Source organism: Amycolatopsis keratiniphila subsp. keratiniphila, from assembly GCF_001620365.2.
Classification (GTDB): domain Bacteria; phylum Actinomycetota; class Actinomycetes; order Mycobacteriales; family Pseudonocardiaceae; genus Amycolatopsis; species Amycolatopsis keratiniphila.
Genome location: NZ_LQMT02000022.1, coordinates 288,853 through 307,948 on the forward strand (window position 1 = coordinate 288,853; position 19,096 = coordinate 307,948).

The 19,096-nt window shown below is 69.8% G+C and carries 20 protein-coding genes; 14 read left to right on the plus strand and 6 right to left on the minus strand.

The window, feature by feature from the left end:
* The first annotated feature begins 36 nt into the window (after window positions 1-36).
* The 3 genes from AVR91_RS42870 to AVR91_RS23880 all read left to right on the plus strand — a co-directional run bounded on the left by AVR91_RS42870 (window position 37) and on the right by AVR91_RS23880 (window position 3,798).
* Complete coding sequence (locus AVR91_RS42870; RefSeq protein ID WP_123798255.1) at window positions 37-180, plus strand: SapB/AmfS family lanthipeptide; 144 nt, start codon at window positions 37-39, stop codon at window positions 178-180.
* A gap of 217 nt (window positions 181-397) precedes the next feature.
* Window positions 398-2,065 carry an ABC transporter ATP-binding protein gene (locus AVR91_RS23875; protein ID WP_063275107.1) on the plus strand — a complete coding sequence of 556 codons (1,668 nt, stop codon included), beginning with the start codon at window positions 398-400 and terminating at the stop codon, window positions 2,063-2,065.
* Window positions 2,062-3,798, plus strand: coding sequence for an ABC transporter ATP-binding protein (locus tag AVR91_RS23880; RefSeq protein WP_063275108.1), 1,737 nt, complete (start codon window positions 2,062-2,064; stop codon window positions 3,796-3,798). Before AVR91_RS23875 ends, AVR91_RS23880 begins: the two co-directional genes overlap by 4 nt.
* Here AVR91_RS23880 and AVR91_RS23885 read toward each other — a convergent pair.
* Window positions 3,754-4,173 (minus strand): acyl-CoA thioesterase, encoded by a 420-nt coding sequence (locus AVR91_RS23885; RefSeq protein ID WP_016330831.1) that lies wholly within the window; start codon window positions 4,171-4,173, stop codon window positions 3,754-3,756. The genes AVR91_RS23880 and AVR91_RS23885 overlap by 45 nt on opposite strands.
* Entirely contained in the window at window positions 4,167-5,399 is a 1,233-nt protein-coding gene (locus tag AVR91_RS23890) for a hydroxyacid-oxoacid transhydrogenase (RefSeq protein WP_063275109.1), read from the minus strand. The genes AVR91_RS23885 and AVR91_RS23890 overlap by 7 nt, the downstream gene beginning before the upstream one ends.
* Before the next feature lie 171 nt (window positions 5,400-5,570).
* Between AVR91_RS23890 and AVR91_RS23895 the strand changes: the two genes are divergently transcribed.
* The 11 genes from AVR91_RS23895 (at window position 5,571) to AVR91_RS23935 (ending at window position 15,684) form a co-directional block, all read left to right on the plus strand.
* The gene (locus AVR91_RS23895) at window positions 5,571-7,232 is read left to right on the plus strand and encodes a thiamine pyrophosphate-binding protein (protein ID WP_267284133.1); all 1,662 of its coding nucleotides are present in this window, start codon (window positions 5,571-5,573) and stop codon (window positions 7,230-7,232) included.
* Between the two features lie 260 nt (window positions 7,233-7,492).
* Window positions 7,493-7,663, plus strand: coding sequence for a hypothetical protein (locus tag AVR91_RS43395; protein ID WP_170064563.1), 171 nt, complete (start codon window positions 7,493-7,495; stop codon window positions 7,661-7,663).
* 264 nt (window positions 7,664-7,927) lie between these two features.
* A complete protein-coding gene (locus AVR91_RS23900; RefSeq protein ID WP_005163378.1) occupies window positions 7,928-8,131 on the plus strand; it encodes a cold-shock protein in 204 nt (67 codons plus the stop codon).
* Between the two features lie 141 nt (window positions 8,132-8,272).
* Window positions 8,273-8,983, plus strand: a complete 711-nt coding sequence (locus tag AVR91_RS23905) for a hypothetical protein (protein WP_063275111.1) — start codon at window positions 8,273-8,275, stop codon at window positions 8,981-8,983.
* 78 nt (window positions 8,984-9,061) lie between these two features.
* A complete protein-coding gene (locus AVR91_RS23910) occupies window positions 9,062-9,934 on the plus strand; it encodes an ATP-NAD kinase (protein WP_063275112.1) in 873 nt (290 codons plus the stop codon).
* An 82-nt stretch (window positions 9,935-10,016) separates the two neighbouring features.
* Entirely contained in the window at window positions 10,017-11,267 is a 1,251-nt protein-coding gene (locus AVR91_RS23915; protein ID WP_172843540.1) for a GAF domain-containing protein, read from the plus strand.
* Between the two features lie 66 nt (window positions 11,268-11,333).
* Complete coding sequence (locus AVR91_RS44335) at window positions 11,334-11,456, plus strand: hypothetical protein (protein ID WP_267284132.1); 123 nt, start codon at window positions 11,334-11,336, stop codon at window positions 11,454-11,456.
* Window positions 11,457-11,464: 8 nt separating this feature from the next.
* A complete protein-coding gene (locus AVR91_RS23920; protein WP_063275113.1) occupies window positions 11,465-12,592 on the plus strand; it encodes a sensor histidine kinase in 1,128 nt (375 codons plus the stop codon).
* Complete coding sequence (locus AVR91_RS23925) at window positions 12,589-13,227, plus strand: response regulator (protein WP_063275114.1); 639 nt, start codon at window positions 12,589-12,591, stop codon at window positions 13,225-13,227. The genes AVR91_RS23920 and AVR91_RS23925 overlap by 4 nt, the downstream gene beginning before the upstream one ends.
* Before the next feature lie 106 nt (window positions 13,228-13,333).
* The gene (locus AVR91_RS23930; RefSeq protein ID WP_063275115.1) at window positions 13,334-14,719 is read left to right on the plus strand and encodes a hypothetical protein; all 1,386 of its coding nucleotides are present in this window, start codon (window positions 13,334-13,336) and stop codon (window positions 14,717-14,719) included.
* The gene (locus tag AVR91_RS23935; protein ID WP_063275116.1) at window positions 14,719-15,684 is read left to right on the plus strand and encodes a glutamate ABC transporter substrate-binding protein; all 966 of its coding nucleotides are present in this window, start codon (window positions 14,719-14,721) and stop codon (window positions 15,682-15,684) included. The genes AVR91_RS23930 and AVR91_RS23935 overlap by 1 nt, the downstream gene beginning before the upstream one ends.
* Before the next feature lie 43 nt (window positions 15,685-15,727).
* On the opposite strand, the gene AVR91_RS42875 is transcribed toward AVR91_RS23935, so the two are convergent.
* The 4 genes from AVR91_RS42875 to AVR91_RS23955 form a co-directional block, all read right to left on the minus strand.
* Window positions 15,728-16,756 (minus strand): hypothetical protein, encoded by a 1,029-nt coding sequence (locus AVR91_RS42875; protein WP_228709308.1) that lies wholly within the window; start codon window positions 16,754-16,756, stop codon window positions 15,728-15,730.
* Window positions 16,757-17,218: 462 nt separating this feature from the next.
* Complete coding sequence (locus AVR91_RS23945) at window positions 17,219-17,767, minus strand: DUF3558 family protein (protein ID WP_076857409.1); 549 nt, start codon at window positions 17,765-17,767, stop codon at window positions 17,219-17,221.
* A gap of 8 nt (window positions 17,768-17,775) precedes the next feature.
* Entirely contained in the window at window positions 17,776-18,192 is a 417-nt protein-coding gene (locus AVR91_RS23950) for a hypothetical protein (RefSeq protein ID WP_063272024.1), read from the minus strand.
* A gap of 94 nt (window positions 18,193-18,286) precedes the next feature.
* Entirely contained in the window at window positions 18,287-19,039 is a 753-nt protein-coding gene (locus AVR91_RS23955; protein WP_228709310.1) for an ESX secretion-associated protein EspG, read from the minus strand.
* Window positions 19,040-19,096: the final 57 nt, after the last annotated feature.

Sequence of the window (19,096 nt, forward strand, 5' to 3'; positions counted from 1 at the left end):
CGGTGGACCAAGAGGTAACTAGTGAAAGGGAACACCATGGAACTGGTTCTCGACCTGCAGGCCCTGGAAGCCCCCGAGGTTCTCGAAGGCGGCGGCGGTGGCAGCCACGGCGGCGCGAGCAACCTCAGCCTGCTGGCCTCCTGCGCGAACAGCACCGTCAGCCTGCTGACCTGCCACTGAGTCACGGCTGAGCACTGAAGGCGCGGGAGCGGCACAGGCCAAGTGCGCCGCTCCCGCGCCTTCATTTTGCCTTCCGGTTCATCTCGTTGGGATCACGGTGTGAGGAGCGGGTCGGGTGGGTCGTGAGTGGCGATTCGGGTTAGANNACTCACGACCCACCGGACCGACCTGCCGGCCCCTACCGGGAAGCGTCCCTGAACCAAGACTAAGGAGTGGGATGGCGGGTTCCGCCGATCGGTTGCTGGTCAAGGTGACCGCGCTGGATCGCCCCCGCCTGATCGCGCTGATCCTCAGCGCGCTCGCCGGGACGGCGGCGGGGCTGCTCCTGCCCGGCGCGCTCGCCGCCGCGGTCGACGCGGTCGTGGCCGGACGGCCCAGCCTGCCCGAGGTCACCTGGCTGATCGTCCTCGGCGTCACCGAGATCGCCGTCGGCCTGATCGGCGGCATCCTCACCGCGCGGATGACCGCGTCCGCCACGGCCTGGCTGCGCCGGAAACTCGCCGACCGCTATCTCGCGCTCGGCACCCGATCGACCTTCGCCGACGGTGACGCGATCAGCAGGCTCACCGGCGACTGCACCGGCGCGGGACTGGTCGCCTCGGTCGTCGTCCAGCTCGGGTCGACCACCCTGATCTCCGGCGGGGCCGTCGTCCTGCTGGCGCTGATGGACTGGCGGCTCGCGCTGGTCTTCCTCGGCAGCATCCCGTTCGGCCTGATGCTCGCGCGCACTCACCTGAAGAACACCGCCGACGACGTCCTCACCTATCAAGAGGTGTCCGGCGAGCTCGCGGCGAGGATGGTCGACGCGGTCGCCGGGCTCCGCACGATCGCCGCGTCCGGCACCGCCGACCGCGAAGCCGACCGTGTGCTGCGGCCGTTGCCGAAACTGAGCCTCGCCGGCCGCGGGATGTGGCGCACGCAGGCCCGGATGGTGTGGCGCTCCGGGCTGCTGCTGCCCGCGGTCGAACTCGCGGTGCTCGCCGCCGCCGGGTTCGGGGTGCTGGAAGGCAGGCTGACCGTCGGCCAGGTGCTCGCGGCGCTCGGCTACGTCGCGCTCGGCATGGGGCTGATCACGCAGATTCCCTTGCTCACCACACTTTCCCGCGCCCGGTCGTGTGCGCGGCGGATCACCGACGTGCTGGAGGCGCCGGTCCCCGAGCCGGGTGACCTCGGCGTCGTCCCAGGGCGGGGCACGCTCGAACTGCGCGGCGTCACCGTCGAAGGCGCGTTGCGCGACGTCGACCTGCTCGTCCGGGGCGGCCGGTTCACCGCGGTCGTCGGGCGGTCCGGTTCGGGGAAATCCGCGCTGGTCAACGTCCTCGGCGGACTGCTGACCCCGGACGAGGGGACGGCGACGCTCGACGGCCGTCCACTGGAGAAGCTGCGGCCGTACGAACTCCGCGCGGTGGTCGGGTTCGCCTTCGAACGGCCCGCGCTGCTCGGCGCGACGATCGGCGACGCCGTCGGCTACGGCTCGTGGGCCGGCGAGGCCGCCGTGCGTGCCGCCTGCCGGTCCGCGCAGGTCGACGACCTGATCGTCCGGTTGCCGGACGGCTACCGGACGCCGCTCAGGGAAACACCGCTCTCCGGCGGGGAGGCGCAGCGGATCGGGCTGGCCCGCGCGATCGCGCACGCGCCGCGGGTGCTCATCCTCGACGACGCCACCGCCAGCCTGGACACGGTCACCGAAGCCGCCGTCGAGGAGGCGATCGAACGCACGCTGCCCGGCCGGACCAGGGTGGTGGTGACGCATCGCGCGGCCACCGCGTCGCGGGCGGACACGGTGGTGTGGCTGGAAGACGGCCGGGTCCGGGCGGTCGGCGCGCATGACGAACTGTGGCGGACTCCGGCTTACCGGGCCGTCTTCACCGAGGGCGCGCAATGAGCGTCTGGGGGCTCTACCGCTCGGCGCTGGCCGGGCAGTGGCGCGGCGGGCTGGTGCTGCTGGCCTGCTCCGTGCTGGAGAGCGCGCCCGCGTTCTTGTCCGGTCGCCTGGTCGAACTCGCGGTTGACGAGGGGTTTGCCGCGGATCGGCCAGGCACCGGACTGCGTTGGCTCGCGGTCTTCGGGCTGGTCGCCGTGATCGGCGCGTTCGGTTCGCGGCTGGTGTGGCATCAGCTCGGCAAGGTCGTCGAGCCGTTGCGCGACGCGCTGGTGACCGCCGTCGTGCGCGGGGTCCTGCACGATCCGGCGCCACCGCGCAATCAGCCGGACGCCAGCGGCGTCGCGCGCATCACCCAGCACGTCGAGGTGGTGCGCGACGCCACGGCCGGGCTGCTGGTGCAGGCGCGCGGGATGATCGTGACGACGGTGGCGGCGCTGGCCGGGTTGTTCACCGTCGCCGGTTCGCTCGCGTTGATCGTGGCGATCCCGGTGGTGGTCTCGGTCCTCGTGTTCGCCTGCCTGCTCCCGTCGCTGGCGCGGCGCCAGCGCGCGCTCGCGCTGGCCGACGAGCGGACCGCCGAGGTCGCGGGCGCGTCGTTGTCCGGTATGCGTGACATCGTCGCGTGCGGCGCCGAACCCCTTGCCGCGCTGGAGCTTTACGACGCCATCGACACGCAGGCCAAGGCGGCCGTGCGGGTGGCGCGGTCCGGGGCGGCCCGCACGGTGGTGATCGCGACCGGCGGTTTCGTGCCGCTGCTGCTGGCGTTGCTGGTGGCGCCGGGCATGGTCCAGGCCGGGGTGCTCACCGCCGGTGCCGCGCTCGGCGCGCTCGTCTACCTGGCGACGACGATGCAGCCCGCGTTGCGCGGACTCGCCGCGACGGCGAGCACCGTGGTGCTGCGGCTGATCGTCGCGCTGCGGCGGCTCGCCGAGACCGCCGAGGGCGAGCCGGAGGCCGACGGCACGGCCGAACCCGACGGGACCGCGATCTACGTGCGCGACCTGACCTTCAGCTGGGGCGCGGCCGCGCAACCGGTGGTGCGCGGGCTCGACCTGCATCTGCGGCCCGGCGAGCGGCTCGCGGTGGTGGGGCCGAGCGGAATCGGCAAGTCGACCTTGGCGGGGCTGCTGACCGGCATGCTCGCCCCGCAGGCCGGCCGGGTGCTGCTCGGCGGGGTGCCGGTCCGCGAAGTCCCGGCGGCCCTGCGGCACCGGATGGTCGCGCTGATTCCGCAGGAGGCGTACGTCTTCGCCGGGACCGTGCGGGACAACGTCGGCCTGTTCGCGCAGACCGCGATGGACGGCGAACTGCTGGCGGCGGTGCGGGCCGTCGGCGCGGAACCGCTGGTCACGCGGCTGGGCGGGCTCGACGGCGAGATCGGGCACGGCACGCTGTCCGCCGGTGAGGCGCAGTTGATCGCGCTCGCGCGGGTGTATGCGAGCGAAGCGACCGTCGTCATCCTCGACGAGGCGACGTCGCACCTCGACCCGCCCGCCGAAGCCCGCGCGGAACGGGCGTTCGCCGAGCGGGGCGGGGTACTGGTGGTGATCGCGCACCGGCTGACGTCGGCGCTGCGCGCGGACCGGGTCCTGGTGATGGACGGCAAGGAGACCGCCCTGGGCACCCACCTCGAACTCATGGACCGGTCCACGCGCTACGCCCAGCTCATGCACGCGTGGTCGCCACGGCTACCCCAGCCCAGTGCGCAGTTCTTCCAGCGCGCTCCTGAGTAGACCCTCGACGGGGACCGGGCGCCGGGATTCGCGATCGACGAAGACGTGCACGAAATGCCCTTCCGCGATCACCGTCTCCTTCGAGTACATCCCGACCTCGTAGCGGACACTGGACCGGCCGAGGTGGCCCACCCGCAGGCCGACTTCGAGTTCTCCCGGGAACGACACCGAAGCGTGGTATTTGCACTGCGATTCCACGCACAACCCGATGACCGCGCCGGTCTCGATGTCGAGGCCGCCGCGTTCGATCAGCCAGGTGTTGATCACGGTGTCCATCACCGAATAGTGGACGACGTTGTTGACGTGCCCGTAGACGTCGTTGTCCTTCCACCGCAACGGAACCGTCTGCCAGTGCGGATACTCGGCGTTCACCACAGCGTCACCGACTCCCGCAGGATCACCGCGAGGTCGGCTTCGGACGCCTCGCGCGGCGCCGTCGCCAGCAGCCGTTGTTGTTTCACCGTGCCGGAAACCAGGGAGTCCACATCGGACTCGGTGTAGCCGACGGCGCCGATCCCGTTGGGGATCCCGATCTCCCGCATGATCTGCCCGAGCACCGCGGGCAGGTGATCCCGCAGATCGCCCGGCCATTCGTAGTCCGGGGCGAGCAGCCGCGCCACCCGGATGTGCCGGTCCGGCGCGGCGTCGAAGGTGAACCGGAACGCCGCCGGCGCCGTCAGCGAGACGGCCATCCCGTGCGGCACCATCGCTTCGTCGCCCGGATACCCCGGAGGATGGAATTCCCGCACCTGCCCGGCGATCGGATACGCGTTGGCGTGCGGGATGTGCACCCCGGCGTTGCCGAAACCGAGCCCGGCGAACGTCGCCGCGAGCGCCATCGCCTCGCGCGCCTTCATGTCCGAGCCGTCGCGCACGGCCGCGGGCAAGGCCCACGACAGCAGCCGCAGCGACTGCTCGGCGAACATGTCGGCCAGCGGATTCGAGCCACAGTAAGGAACCCGGTCCTCCGGCCGCTTCCGGTCGAACTCGGTGTACGGCTTGGCCGTGTAGCTTTCCGCGGCGTGGCAAAGGATGTCCATCCCGCTGGCGGCGGTCACCTCGGGCGGCTGCGAGACCGTCAGCCTCGGGTCGACCACCGCGAGGCTCGGCCGCATCCGGAGATGGCTGATGCCGCTCTTCACCCGCAGTGACAACACGTCCAGCACGCAGACCGTGGTGCTCTCGGAGCCCGTCCCGGTGGTGGTCGGCACCGCGACCAGCGGTTTCAGCGGCGAACTCGGGGCGCGGCCGCCGCCGACCGGCGCGTTGACGTAGTCCATCAGGTCGCCGTCGTTGCTGGTCAACAGGTTCACCGCTTTGGCGGTGTCGATGGCCGACCCGCCACCGACGGCGACGAAGGCGTCCCACTCGCCCTGTCCACGCGCGAAGTCGACGGCCTTCCGCATGCTGACGTCGGTCGGCTCGACGTGGACGCCGTCGAAGACGACGGCTTCGATGCCATAGGTTTCGATGCCTTCGGCGATCCGCTGCGGCCAGCCCGTCGCGGCGACACCCGGGTCGGTCAGGACGAGCACTCGGCGGGCGCCGTACTGGGTGAGGTCGTAGCCGATCTCATCGCTCGACCCGGTGCCGTACTTCAAGGCAGGCGCCCCGTAAGTGAAAACAGTTTCACGTCCGGCGGTGGCTGAGGTCACGTTTTCGTGCTCCCTTGCTCGAACACGTTCCGAATATCGGACATTCCGCCGCTCCGGGGTTGCCGGAATCGGAAGATCGCTTGACGGCACCGATCACCGCCCGCCTAAGCTCTTCTCATTAGATACCAACCGGGAGCGTCCGTCGCCCAGACGGCCGTGCGGATCCTGACCGAGGCGCAGATCCACCGCGTGTACGCGGTGGTGGGTGAGTCCTTCCTGGATCTGCTCGACGCACTGCAACGCGAGCGCTCGATCACCTTCGTTTCGGCGAGGCACGACTCCGGTGCCGCCTTCATGGCCGAGGCCGAGGGCAAGCTCACCGAGCACCCCGCGGTCCTGCTCGCCGGCCGCGGCCCGAGCGCGGCGAACCTCGCGATCGGCGTCTCCACGGCGTACCAGGACGAGAGCCCGATGGTCGTCCTCCTGGAGAACCCGCCGCAGGATCCCGGCCCGACGAGCGAGCTGCCCACCGCGGACCTGACCGCGATGTTCGAGCCGATCTCGAAGTGGACCGGCCGCGCGGAATCGCCGGACGAGGTGCCCGGTCTGCTGGTAGAGGCGCTGACCCGCTGCCGCGAGGGGCGGCCGGGACCCACCGTCGTCGCCGTCCCCGCCGATTTCTGGGGTGTCCCGTTCGATTCGGCCAAACCGGTCGCCGCCGTGCGCCCGCCCGCCACCGGCGCGCTCGGCCGGACCGCCGAGGCGGTCGCGCAGCTGGTCGACGAGGCCCGCTACCCGGTGGTGATCGTCGGCGGCCGGGCCCGCGCGGCGCGCGACGAGCTGATCGCCGTCGCCGACGAGCTCGCGTTGCCGGTGTACAACGCGTTCCGCCGCCAGGACGCCTTCCCCGAGAACCACGCGCGCTACGCCGGCCATCTCGGCATCGGCATCCCCGCGCGGCAGCTCGACGCGCTGGAGCGCGCGGATCTCGTGCTCGCGCTGGGCACGCAGCTCGACGAGGTCACCACTCAGTCCTTTCGGTACCCGACGCCGTCGCAGACGCTGGTGCTGGTCGGCACCGGGATCGAGCCCGCCCGCCGCGGCGGCCTGACCTTCCGGGTCGACTCCGAGGTCGAGCCCTTCCTGCGTGAACTGCGCAATGTCGCCTCGCCCCGGCAGCGGCGCGCGTCGGCCGCGAACGCCGCGGTGCACACCTTCATGACGCCGCCCGACACCAGCGGCGCCACCCGCGTCCACCCCGCCGACGTCATCCGCGCGGTACGCAAACTCGCGCCCGAAGACGCGATCGTGACCAGTGACGCGGGCAACTTCGCCCAGTTCATGCACCGCTACTGGTGTTTCACCGCGCCGCGCAGCCAGCTCGGGCCGAGCAACGCGGCCATGGGCTACGCGGTGCCCGCGGCGGTCGCGGCGAAACTCGCCGAACCACGCCGGACGGTGATCGCGATGGCGGGCGACGGTGGCGCGCTGATGACCGGGCAGGAGATCGAGACCGCCGTGCGCTACCGGGTGCCGGTGACCGTCCTGGTGTTCCAGAACGGGGTGCACGGCCCGCTCGCCGTGCACCAGGCGCGCAAACACGGCCGGCTGTCGGGGGTCACCGTCCCCATCACCGACTTCGCGTCGTGGGCACGCGGGCTCGGCGCCGCCGGGTACACCGTGGACGATCGGGAAGAGCTGGAGCCGATCATCGCGAGCGCGCTGGTGCGGCAACGGCCTTGTGTGATCGACATCCGCACGGATCCGGACGTGGTGACCCCGGACATCCGGCTGACGAGCCTGCTGGGCGCCGCGAGGCCGCAGCAGGGCGGCCAGTAGGGGCCGCCACGCCGACTACCGGGCGGTACTTTTTCTCAGGGGATACACAGAAACCCTTGTGGCGCCGCCTTCACCTGCCCCAAAGGGTGGGAACGAGGTGACGACTCGGCCGACTTTCGGTCGCGGACACCGGATTTTGTCGGTCGGCCGTGGCACAATCGCGGCAACACCGAGAGTCCGATATGGACCGGGGCAATGGCCGGTGTGGTTGTTGGCACGCAGTACGTACGTAGAGCGTTGTGTTGACACTGGGAGAAAACATGGCTGACGAAGCGAAGCCACAGGACAAGTCCGTTTCCGGCGTGGTGCCGGTGCTGTTCAGCGCGGACGCGGAGACCCACGACATCGCCGTCGTGGCCACGAACCGGGAGGCGCTGCGCCGCTCGCCGTTCGGCACCGAGGTACCCCTGCGCGCCGCCAGCGGCGAATAGCCCGGCCGGTCGCCACTTCGGCCGGAGAGGTACAGTCGCCAAAAGGTGCAGTGCGGCTGCGCACACCCGGGTGATGGCGCTTGTCGGCCTGCGTGAGGTGTGCTTTACTGCACCAGGTCTCGATTTTTGTGTTCGTGTTGGTTCACGCTCGCAGAACTCAGCGGGCGTAGTGTCTCCTCGTGTTTCCGGGGAAGCAAACCGTCTGGTCATGACCCGGGCTGCCGACGTGGCTTCCTGTTTGTTTGTGTTGCATATGGAGATTTTATGACTCAGGGCACTGTGAAGTGGTTCAACTCCGAGAAGGGGTTCGGCTTCATCACTCCCGACAACGGCGGCGGCGACGTCTTCGTGCACTACAGCGAGATCAAGGGCAACGGCTTCCGTACCCTCGAGGAGAACGCCCGCGTGGAGTTCGAGATCGGGCAGGGCGCGAAGGGTCCGCAGGCCACCTCGGTCACCGTGATCTGATCCAGGTTTTCCAAGCAGGGCCGTCATCCCCTCGGGGAGGCGGCCCTGCTGCTTTTCCGGGACCGATCCTGACGAAAGTCGGGGCCCGCGCCTGACTTTCGGGCGCTGTCCCGCGCCGCCCGTCCCGGCGACGATTCCGGCATGAACGGTGAAACCGGCCGCTGGATCGGCGGAGTGGCCCTGATTCTCGCCCCGCTCGTCTGGTTCGCGGGCCTGCTGCTGCGACATCTGGTGCTCAAGGACTTCACGCCGGAACAAGTCGCGTGGTTCGACGAGCAGCCCTTCGCCGCCCCCGGGCAGCTGGCCGCGTACGCCGCGAACCCCGGCCTGGTGACGGCCGCGTACTCGGTCTTCCTGCTCGGCGCGATCCTCCTGCTGCCGGCCTTCCTGATGCTGGCGAAGATCGTCGCGGAGAAGGCGCCGGCGTTGGCAGGTTGGGGATTCCTGCTCCTCGCGCTCGGCTTGTTCGCGCGGGTCTACTTCGCAGGCGTCGACCTGGCGGCCTTCGAGCTCGTCGACAAGCTCGGGCTGGAGCAGGCGACGAGGCTGGTGATGGACGACTACGTCGACCTGTCCTACGGCCTGTGGCGGATCCCGGTCACCGCGTCGGTCGGCCAGTACGCCGGAGGCCTGCTGCTGGCCATCGGGGCGTTCCGGGCCGGTACCTTCGGCACCGGGCGGGCGCTGCTGTTCCTCTGGCCGTGCACGCTCTGGATGGGGGTGCTCAAGGAGAGCGAGTTCCTGAGCGTCGTCACCGCGGTGGCCCTCGGCCTGGCGCTCGTGCCGCTCGGCGTCCGTGTCCTGACGGGCAGGTGGCCCGTTGACCAAAAGTCCCGTGCCCTTTCCTGGTGATGCAACCTCGTGCAACTCTTTCTTTCGTGGCCCGGACGTCGTTTCCTTGTAGGGACTTGGCGCGGCAGCGGAGGACATGTGGGCGAAGCGGTTGCGGGGATCGTGGCGAACCCCGCTTCGGAGCGTGACATCCAGGGCCTGCGTTCGGCACTGAGGGTGGCCGGCGTCGGCCGCGTGATGGTGTGGGCCGACGCGAGCAAGATCATCGGCACCGTCCGCCGGATGGTGGACGCGGGTGCGAGCGTGCTCATCTGCCTCGGCAACGAGAGCATGATGCGGGCCGCGGCGGCCGCCTGCGGTGACGTCCCGCTGCTGATGCTGCCCGCCGGTGGCGCCGACGAGTCCACCGTCGCCGGGCTCGCCGCCGGGCTGGTGGCCACTCATCAGGTGGACACGGACCTGGTCACGAACCGCGCCACCGTGCTCGAGGTCGTCACGAAGGCCCGCCGTGAGATCGCGCTGACCGACGTCAGCGTGTGCTCGGAGAGCCGGTGGGATCCCGCGTCGCTCACCGAGCTGTACTGCACGTTCGCGGTTCCGGACGGGGTCGGGCTGTCGAGTATCCCCGGGCGGCTCTGCCCCAGCCCGAAGTCAACTGTGGACGGTGTCGCGGTCTCGCTCGGACCGGTCGACGAGACACCGTACGTGGTGCAGGCGCCGATCGCGCCCGGCGAGGTCCGGGAGGTGGGCGTCCGCGGCTGGAGCGTGCTGCACGCCGGGGTCCGCGTCGATCTCGCCGCCGGCGGTGGCTCCATCGCGCTGGACGGCCAGCCGCATTTCGTGCTCAAGCCGGGAGAGAGCGCTTTCGTCGAATTGAAGCCCGACGGGCCGTGGTGCGTCGACGTCCGCGCCGTGATGGCCGAGGCCACCAGGACCGGCCTGCTGCTCGGCAGGAAGCCGACGGCGGCCCTTCCCACCCCACGCCTGGCGGACGCACCCTTCCCCGGATAGCCCGCGCCCAGGTCACAGAGACCTTCCGCTCCCCGTGCCACCCGGGCACACTGGCCTGAACAGAGCAGAAGGAGTAGGCCAGGTGCAGCTCGAGGCGGCGCTGCCGGTCGGTGCGGATCCGCGGCGGCACGCGCGTGCCCTCGCCGAAGTGCGCGAGGCCGCGCTCGCCGGGACCACGCTCCCGGGCAGGCCCCGCGCGGTGATCGGCGCGTCCTGGCAGCGGATGCGGCGGCTGGGTCTCGACCCGGACCGTGGCTCGCCGACCCCTCCGCTCGCCCCGGACCAACTGGAAGCCCGGCGTCGGGACAGCGGCCTCGCGACCGTCCTCCCCGCCCTTCGCGGCGGCTTGATCGGCCTCGCCGAGCAGGCCGCGCACATCATGGTCGTCGTCGACGCCGACGGCCGGGTGCTCTGGCGCGACGGCAGCACCGCGGTCCGCCGTCGCGCCGACGGGCTCGGCTTCGTCGAAGGGGCCGACTGGCACGAGCCCGCCACGGGCACCAACGCCATCGGGACGGCGCTGGTCGCCAGGCATCCGGTGCAGGTCTACTCGGCCGAGCACTACGTCAGCAACCAGCACGACTGGACCTGTGCCGCCGCGCCACTGCACGATCCGAGGAACGGCAGGCTGCTCGGCGCGGTCGACCTCTCGGGCCCGGCCTCCACCGTGCATCCGTCCACCCTCGCCCTGGTCGACGCGGTCGCGAAGCTCGCCGAAGCGCATCTGCGCACCACGCATCTCTCGGATCTCGAACGGTTGCGCGGGCTGGCCACCCCCTTGCTCGCCAAGGTGAAGGGGCGGGCGGTCATCACCGACCCGCACGGCTGGATCGCGGCCTCGGCGGGGCTCGTCCCGGTCGGCCGGATCGCGCTGCCGAACGACGCGGCCCCGGGCCGCACCTGGCTGCCGACGTACGGCAGCTGCCTGCTGGAGCCGCTGCCCGGCGGCTGGCTCGTCCGGCTCACCGAGGAGGAGGACGCGCCGCCGACCCGGGTCGTGCTCGATCTGAGGTCGTCGCGGGAAAGCACGCTGCGCGTCTCGGGCGCGGCCGGCACCTGGTCGCATCGGCTGAGCCCGCGGCACGCGGAGATGCTGTACGTCCTCGCGCTCCATCGAGCGGGGCGGTCCGCCTCGGAACTGTCGCTCGACCTCTTCGGCGACGCCGGGCGCACCGTCACCGTCCGCGCGGAGATGTCCAGGATGAGGCGGCATTTCGGCGGTTTCCTGCTGGCCCGGCCGTACCGGTTCGACGACGACGTCGAGGTGGTCGTCGAGCGGCCCGCCGACGGCGAGGTCCTGCCGCATTCCGTCGCGCCCGCCGTCCGGGGTTGAGGTCCATCCCCGCCTCCACCCGCCGGTGGTCCCGCTCCACCCCTCCCCGTGCCTAACGTCCGTGACATGGGAAAGATGAACGTCAAAGGCCTGCTGGGGCTGGTCGTCGTGGGTGTCGTCATCCTGCTCGGGTTCCTGGCCTACCGGCTGATCCTGGTCGAGATGATCACGCGGCTGAGCGATCACTGAGGGGGAAGATGGGGAAGCGGGAGAAGCCGCTGCTGCCGGACACGATCGCGCCGAGCTGGCTGGTCGTCCAGGCGCTCGGCACGGCCGCGGTGGTGGTCGTGCTGCTGACCGCGAGCGAGTCAGATCCGTGGATCTGGACGGCGTACGGCGTCAGCGGCGCGTGCTGGCTGGGTTTCGTGGCGGCCTCCCCGAGTTTCCCCAGGGAGGCGACCGGGCTGCTCGCGGTGGCGAGTATCGCGCCCTCGATCGCGCTCGGCTGGGCGGAGGACTCCTCCGCCATCGTGCTGGCGGTGGTCACGGTCAGCCGGTTCGCCACCCTGACCGAGCCGTCGGTGGCCGCCATCATGGGGGTGGTGGGGCTCGACGCGAGCCTCGCGGCGGTCACCGGCCTGGTCGCGGGCGCGGCCGGACCGCTGGTGTTCGGCAATGTCGGCGTGCTGCTCGTGCTGATGCTGCTCGGATTGAACCGGCGGCAGTACGAGGTTCAGGCGGTGCAGGCGGCCGAGTTGCTGGAGCAGACCAAACTGGCGCAGTCCGAACACGCGCGGGCGGCGGCGCTCGACGAGCGCACCCGGATCGCCAGGGAGATCCACGACGTGCTCGCGCATTCCCTGGGGGCGCTGGGAGTCCACCTGGAGGTCGCTGAGGCGCTGCTCGCCGAGAAGTCCGATGTGGACGGTGCCCTCGACAGGGTCCGTTCCTCGAGGAAACTCGCCGCGGACGGGCTCGCCGAGGCACGGGACGCGGTCGCCGCCCTGCGCAGTGACGTCCCATCGCTCGCCGGAGCCCTGCGTCAGCTGGCCGGCGCGCACCAAGGAAGGGTGACCTTCGAGGTGGTGGGGGAGCAGCGGCCACTGCCGTCCGCCGCGGTGGTCTCGCTGGCAGGCGTCGCGCGGGAGGCGCTGACCAACGCGGCCAAACACGCCTACGGACGGCCGGTTTCGCTCCGGCTCCACTTCGCCGAGGCCGAGGTGCGTCTGCGAGTGTGGAACGAAATCGGCGAAACCGTCCGATCGGAGGACACCGGCGGGTTCGGGCTCACCGGGATGAGGGAGCGGCTCGCGCTCGCCGGTGGCACGCTGACCGCGGGTCCGGGAGACGGGCGCTGGACGGTGGAGGCGGTGGTGCGGGCGTGATCCGGGTGGTCGTGGTCGATGACCAGCAGGTCATGCGCGAAGGGCTCGTCGCGTTGCTCGGGCTGATCGACGGGGTCGAGGTCGCCGGAGCGGCGGGCGACGGACGGCAGGCCCTCGACCTGCTCCGCCGCACCGCGGCCGACGTAGTGCTGATGGACCTGCGCATGCCCGTCCTGGACGGGGTGGCCGCGACCCGGCTGCTCAAACGCGATCATCCGGAGCTCGCGGTCGTCGTCCTCACGACCTACGCGGACGACGCTTCGATCGCCGACGCGTTGCGTGCCGGGGCCCGCGGCTACCTGACCAAGGACGCCGGACGTGCCGAGATCGGGGCGGCCATCCGCTCGGCCGCCAATGGACAGGCGATCTTCGCCGCGGAAGTCTCCGACAGACTCGTCGCCGCGCTCGACGCGCGATCGGTCACGCGGGCCAAGGCCGAACTCCCCGACGGGCTCACCGCACGCGAAGCCGAAGTGCTCGGCCTCATCACCCGAGGGCTGTCCAATCCGGAAATCGCCGCCGAGCTGTTCATCGGTGAGGCGACCGTGAAAAGCCACATCAACCACACCTTCGCCAAGATCGGTGTGCGCAATCGTGCGGAGGCCGTGCGGTACGGCCTGGAAAAAGGCCTTTGATCCGGCCAGGAGATCACGTGCCGATGACACACGCCGGTCTCACTGGCTGCGCTGATCCCGACTCGGATACCTTCTTTGCGGATAGAGCCAATGGGGAGGATCGGCGATGACGAGCACTGTGACCCGGCCGGGGAGTCCCGCGCCACCCCCCGCGCCGGAAGGCCGCGGCGGGATCGCCGGGCTGCTCGAGCTGCCGGGGAACGGGATCCGCGCGATCGTCCGGTCCGCGGCGACCACGCCGGGCAGGCTGTCGGTGATCGCGATCGGGCTCGTGCTGCTGTCGCTGGTCGCGGGTCTGTTCGGGACGCTGGCGGCGCAGGACAAGAAGGACACGATCAACGGCCTGATCGACCACCGCGAACCGCTGGCCGCCGCCGCGCAACAGGTCTATCGCGCGCTTTCGGACGCCGACGCGACCGCGGCCAGTTCGTTCCTCTCCATCGGCGCCGAGCCGCTCCCGATGCGCCAGCGGTACGAACGCGACATCGCGGAGGCCGGGGCCGCGCTGGCGAAGGCCGCATCGGACTCGTCCGGCGTCGGCAAGGCCGCTGAGCAGATCAACATCCTCGGCCGCGAGATCCCCGTCTACACGGGACTGATCGAGACCGCTCGCGTCTACAACCGGCAGGGTTATCCCGTCGGTGCCTCGTATCTGCGCGAGGCGTCGGAACTCATGCGGTCGAAAATCCTTCCCGCCGCACAGGATCTCTACCGGACCGACACCGACCGGCTCGCCGCCGAACAGGACGACGCGACCGGATTCCCTTGGCTGTCAACGGCTTTGGTGCTCGCCCTGCTCGCCGCGCTGATCGTCACCCAGGTGCACCTGACGCGGAAGACCAACCGGTTGCTGAACGTCGGGCTCGTCGTCGCGACCGCGTCGGTGGTGGTCGCCCTGTTGTGGGGCTCGGTCGCGCTGATCGTGCAGAGCACCCTCGTCGGCGGTGGTGAGGAAGACGGCTCGCACCAGGTGGACGTGCTCGTCCGGGCCAGGATCGCGGCGCTGCAGGCGCGAGCCGACGAAACGCTGACCCTCGTCGCCCGCGGCGACGGCGCGGCGTACGAAAAGAACTTCGGTGATCTCGCCGCGCAACTCGGCGGGACCGACGGCCAAGGCGGTCTGCTGGGCGAGGCCCGTGGACTCGCGGCGGGCGGCCCGGCCGCGGAGAAGGTGGACGCGGCCATCCAGGCGGCGTCGGCGTGGTTCAAGGCGCACGCCGAGGTGCGGCGGCAGGACGACGACGGCTTCTACCAGGACGCCGTCGGCACGGCCATCCGCGACGACAAGAAGGACGGCGCGGCCGGGGCGTTCCTGCGGCTCGACGAGAACCTGGTGGCCGCGATCAACGTGGGACGACAGGAATTCCTCGACGACACCCGCAACGCCGAACGCGCGCTGACCCTGCTCGCGCCGGGTATCGCGGTGCTGGCGGTGCTGGCGGCGGCGGGGTCGGCCTTGGGAATCCGTGAACGGCTGAGGGAGTACCGGTGATGCGGAACGGTCTGCGAACGGCCGTGCTCGGCGCGGTGTTGGTGCTGGCGACGGCTTGTGGGAGCGCGGGGTCGCCGGTGGACCCGGCTCCCGTCGGCGACGTCGCGCCACCGCTGCCCGCGAACGTCGGCGGCGCCGACAACACCGGCGGCGGCGGAACGACCGACACGAGCTGCAACCCGTTGGCCAGCCTGCGGCCGACCAACGGCACGTCGATCACCAGCGGCTCGACGATGGCGAAGATCAAGGAGAACGGCAAACTCGTCGCGGGTGTCGACCAGACGACGTTCCTGTTCGGCTTCCGGAACCCGACGTCGGGCCAGCTCGAAGGGTTCGACATCGACATGGTCAACGAGATCGCGAAGGCGATCTTCGGCAGCGCGGAAGGCCGTGTGCAGTTCCGGGCGATCCCGTCGAAACTCCGGGAAGAAGTGCTCGAGAAGAAGCAGGTCGACATCGTGGTGCGGACGTACAGCATCACCTGCAGCCGGCTGAAGAAGGTCAACTTCTCGACCGCTTATTACCAAGCGGGGCAACGAATCCTGGTCGAAGCCGGGTCGAAGGTCGCGCAGCTGTCGGACCTCGCCGGACGGCGGGTGTGCGCGACCAAGACGTCGACCTCGCTGACGAAGATCGCCGCCGATCCGTCGAAGCCGGTGCCGGTCTCGGTGGACAACTGGTCGGACTGCCTGGTGATGCTGCAGCAGAAGCAGGTCGAGGCCGTGTCGACGGACGACGTCATCCTCGCCGGGATGCTCGCGCAGGATCCGACGCTGAAGATCGTGGGGGACCGGTTCACCGAGGAGAACTACGGCATCGGGATCCCGAAGGAGAACGAGGACATGGTGCGGTACGTGAACGCCGTGCTGGAGAACGTGCGCGGTGGCGCGTGGCAGGCGATCTACGCCAAGTGGATCGGGAACAAACTCGAGGGCGGGACGCCGCCTCCAGCCCAGTACAAGTGAGAACGGGCCGTTCGGGATTCGCTCCCGAACGGCCCGCTTCGTCTTACCGGGACTTGTCGCCGATCACCGGCGGCACCGGCTTCATCTCGCCCTCGTAGCCGCCGAACAACACGTCGGCGTCTTCCTCCTGCAGGTAGTTCGGGGCCTTCTTTTCCTTGTCCTCTTCCTTCTGCCCCCGGCCACCGGGAGCGCCGGCCCCCATCGGTCCGTGGCCGCCGCCCTTGCCCGCCGCGGCCGCGCCACCCCGGGCGACGCGCTCCTCCGGCAGCTTGCCCGACCCGGACCCGCCGCCCTTGCCCGCGAGCTTCTCGGCGTCACCGGCCGCGACCTTGCCACCCGCGAGCCGCTCGGCGACGTTGCCCGACCCGCCGTTGCGCCCGAACCCGCCGCCGCCGCTGGTCAACCGGTTCGCCGCACTGCCGCCCGGCCCGCTCGTCGTCCGGCCGGGTTTGCCGCGATACTGCTCGCTGCCCAGCCGCCCGAGCCCGGTGGGACCAGGCCCGTTCAGCGCCGCCAACCCCGGCCCAGGCCCCGGCCGGAACGACCCCGGCGGCCCGCTGACCGGCTGATTCGGCCCCGGCACGCCGGTGTGCCCGCCACCCGTGGTGATCCCGGGCCCCGGCGCCGGCCCGCTCGGCCCGCCCGGCACGCCTGGCCCTGGACCACTGTTGGGCCCAGGCCCCGGCCCGCCGCTGAAGCCCCTGGGCTCGGTACCCCCGGAAAACCCGGACGCCGTCGTCGACTCGCCCATCTCCGGCGGCGGCGCGAAGGTGGGCTGCTTGGAATTGACGTCGAAGAGCGACTGGTCGTAGTTGTGCATCACCTGCGCGGCCTGCTGATGCGCCTGGAACGACTGCTCCTGCTTGGCCGAGATGTTGCCGACCGTGTCCACCGCGCCGGCGAGATTCCCCGTCGCGAGCTGGTTGAGCGCGTTCTTGTACTCGGCGTTGCGGTCGAAGGGGATCTCTTCGGGCATCGAGTTCTTCGCGGTGGTGGCCGCGGCGGCGGACTGGGAGAAGCGGTTGGAAGCGAGGTAGGCGCCATCGCCCGACGTCTTAGCCCAAGCGCTCAAGCTTTTGAAGAAGCCATGAGCTGAGTCGGCTGCCGTCCCCTGCCAATGAGCGCCTTCTTTGTTAGAGGCCCTCATGAGAGCGTCGCTGAAGGTGTGAAGCGCGTCTCCCTGGGTGTTCCAGAGCTCGCCCTGCCTGTCGACGTCAACGGGGTCCAGGTTGTCGGCGACCATGTTCTTGAGTTCGCCATGTGGTCTCGCCTCGTAGCGCTGGTCAGAGGCGTTGAGACCCGATCGAAATTCCTGCCCCTGCGCTAGCTTCTCGCCTTGTTGCGCAGAGTATTCGCCTGCCCGCATCTCCGCTGTCGCCCGAGCGGTGGCGGAATTTCCGCCAGGACCTTCGATGGTCCTGTCGTATTCTTCCGAATAACGCTTCCCCTCATAGGTGCGGTGAACCTTGCCGGTCAAGCTCACGTCGATTCCGGAGTGTGTCCGGTCGAGGTCTCCAGCCATTGTCCCTCCGCTTCAGCTGCCTTGAGGCAGTTTCGGGGCGAGTAGTCCAGCAACTTCCCTTGAGGAGGCGCAGGCCTCTTCATTCGAGCCCTTGACGAGAGTGGTCCCCACAGTCATACGAGCTTTGGGGCCAACCGCGACACCGACCATGCAGGTGTGGGTGCCTCCTGATCCCGGTATCTCCACGGCGTCCCTGCCAGCGATCTGTGTGGCGGTCTTGGTGCCGCGACCCGGGGTGAGCTCATCGAGCCCGGCTTCATCGACCAGGTAGGTGCTGATAACACCGTACTCGCTTTTCTGTGCCTGGCATCCGTTGTCGCTCTCGTAGTCCTCTTCTGTGGGCTTCGAGAAGCCTTTCGATGTGGTCACAGGCTCGAGTAGCGTGCAGGCTTTCAAGTCTCCGAATATCTTCTCAGGACTCGCTGTCTGTGGCGAAGACGCGGTAGATGTGGATGTCGGCGCAGGACTCGGGGTACCTGCCTTTTCGGGTGAGCAACCCGAAGAAGTCAGTGTAATCGCGAGGATTGCAGGAATCGCCGCGCTACGGACGTTAGTCTTCATTGGATTTATCAGTCCCGATCGAGTTGCTTGAGATGGTCGGCGCCGTCCGAGTCCTGTTGCTTATATTTCGTCATGGCGATTTCGATGGCTTCGCGGGCCCTGTTCGTAACCTCTTGCAAGGCATCGAGCTGAGTCTTGGCCGAAAGATCGTCACCCTCTGCCACCTTCACCGCATGGTCGCCGACCTGTTGGGAGTAGGGGCCTGTACCGAGCTTGGGGCTCTGGGCGAGGTGTTCGAACCTCGTTTTGGTTCCCATCCAGCTGTCGATGTACTCGCGCAACGCCGTCTTGTACGCCTCGCCCATTTCCGGGCTGACGGCGAACCGCCCCTCTTTGGCCGCAGTCATCATTCGATCGGCCTGCGCCGAGAAGTCACCCAACATGTCGGAGAAGTTGCCCGGCGGTCCGCCGGTGCCGTCCGTCATGGTCTCTCCCCTGTACCAAGTCCCGGTTACTCGTAGCGCTCGTCAGATCACGATATCAGCGGAAACGGCCTCGAAGGCCGCCTCTCGACGAGGATCACGCGCTGCCGACACGGGCGGCTTCGACCAGGTCGTGGATCCATCGGGCCAGGTGAGAGCCACTCGTCGGGGTGAAGGTGCGGCGGACTTCGCCGTCGGGGAAGCGGTCGGTGGTGAGCATGAAGCGGCCCTGAAGGCTGTCGAACCACTGGACGCTCTTCTGCTGCGGTTTGCCCCGGTCGTCGCGCAGGGTGACGCTGATCGTGCCCAGTCGCGCGAGCGGGTGTTCGAAGAAGCGGGCGGCCGCGCCCAGGCGGAGGTTGTCGGGGTCCTCGTCGAACGGGTCGTCCGGTCGTTTGGCCGGGGGGAGCGTGCTGGACGTCGTCACCCGGCCGGGGAATGGCTGCAGGGACGGCAGATATCCGAGCAGGGTCGCGACGACCTGTTCGGGGTAGACCGGTTCGAAGAGGATGTCGAAGCCGCGCTGCTGGCTCACGATGCCCTGGCGGCTGTTCCACGCACCCCGATAGAGGTATTCGGCGTCCTGCTCGACCTCGTGTGCCTCCATGGTGACGACGAAATCCCCGGTGGCCCAGAGCCGGAGGGACTGTTCGTAGTCGCGCAGGAGTTCGCGGCCGCGGGCGAAGCCTCGGTCGGCCAGCCCGGCCCAGATCTCTTCGCAGTGCCGCTCGCGTTCGGTGATGGTGGTTCCGACGGTCGGGATCTCGAAGGGCAGCACGAATCTGCCGAGCCCGAGTTCTTCGAGTACGACGTCGAGCTGGGCCATCGACATCGAAAATGACGCAGGCACCGGTCCCTCCCCCTCATCACCTGCTGAATCGGTTCTCCATCGCACCGTAGCGGGTTC

Excerpts from the sequence above, each read along its gene's own strand:
- AVR91_RS42870 (WP_123798255.1), top strand. The coding sequence starts at position 37 with ATGGAACTGGTTCTCGACCTGCAGGCCCTGGAAGCCCCCGAGGTTCTC.
- AVR91_RS23875 (WP_063275107.1), top strand. The coding sequence starts at position 398 with ATGGCGGGTTCCGCCGATCGGTTGCTGGTCAAGGTGACCGCGCTGGAT.
- AVR91_RS23880 (WP_063275108.1), top strand. The coding sequence starts at position 2,062 with ATGAGCGTCTGGGGGCTCTACCGCTCGGCGCTGGCCGGGCAGTGGCGC.
- AVR91_RS43395 (WP_170064563.1), top strand. The coding sequence starts at position 7,493 with ATGGCTGACGAAGCGAAGCCACAGGACAAGTCCGTTTCCGGCGTGGTG.
- AVR91_RS23900 (WP_005163378.1), top strand. The coding sequence starts at position 7,928 with ATGACTCAGGGCACTGTGAAGTGGTTCAACTCCGAGAAGGGGTTCGGC.
- AVR91_RS23905 (WP_063275111.1), top strand. The coding sequence starts at position 8,273 with ATGAACGGTGAAACCGGCCGCTGGATCGGCGGAGTGGCCCTGATTCTC.
- AVR91_RS44335 (WP_267284132.1), top strand. The coding sequence starts at position 11,334 with ATGGGAAAGATGAACGTCAAAGGCCTGCTGGGGCTGGTCGTCGTGGGT.
- AVR91_RS23920 (WP_063275113.1), top strand. The coding sequence starts at position 11,465 with ATGGGGAAGCGGGAGAAGCCGCTGCTGCCGGACACGATCGCGCCGAGC.
- AVR91_RS23930 (WP_063275115.1), top strand. The coding sequence starts at position 13,334 with ATGACGAGCACTGTGACCCGGCCGGGGAGTCCCGCGCCACCCCCCGCG.
- AVR91_RS23935 (WP_063275116.1), top strand. The coding sequence starts at position 14,719 with ATGCGGAACGGTCTGCGAACGGCCGTGCTCGGCGCGGTGTTGGTGCTG.
- AVR91_RS23945 (WP_076857409.1), bottom strand. The coding sequence starts at position 17,767 with ATGAAGACTAACGTCCGTAGCGCGGCGATTCCTGCAATCCTCGCGATT.
- AVR91_RS23950 (WP_063272024.1), bottom strand. The coding sequence starts at position 18,192 with ATGACGGACGGCACCGGCGGACCGCCGGGCAACTTCTCCGACATGTTG.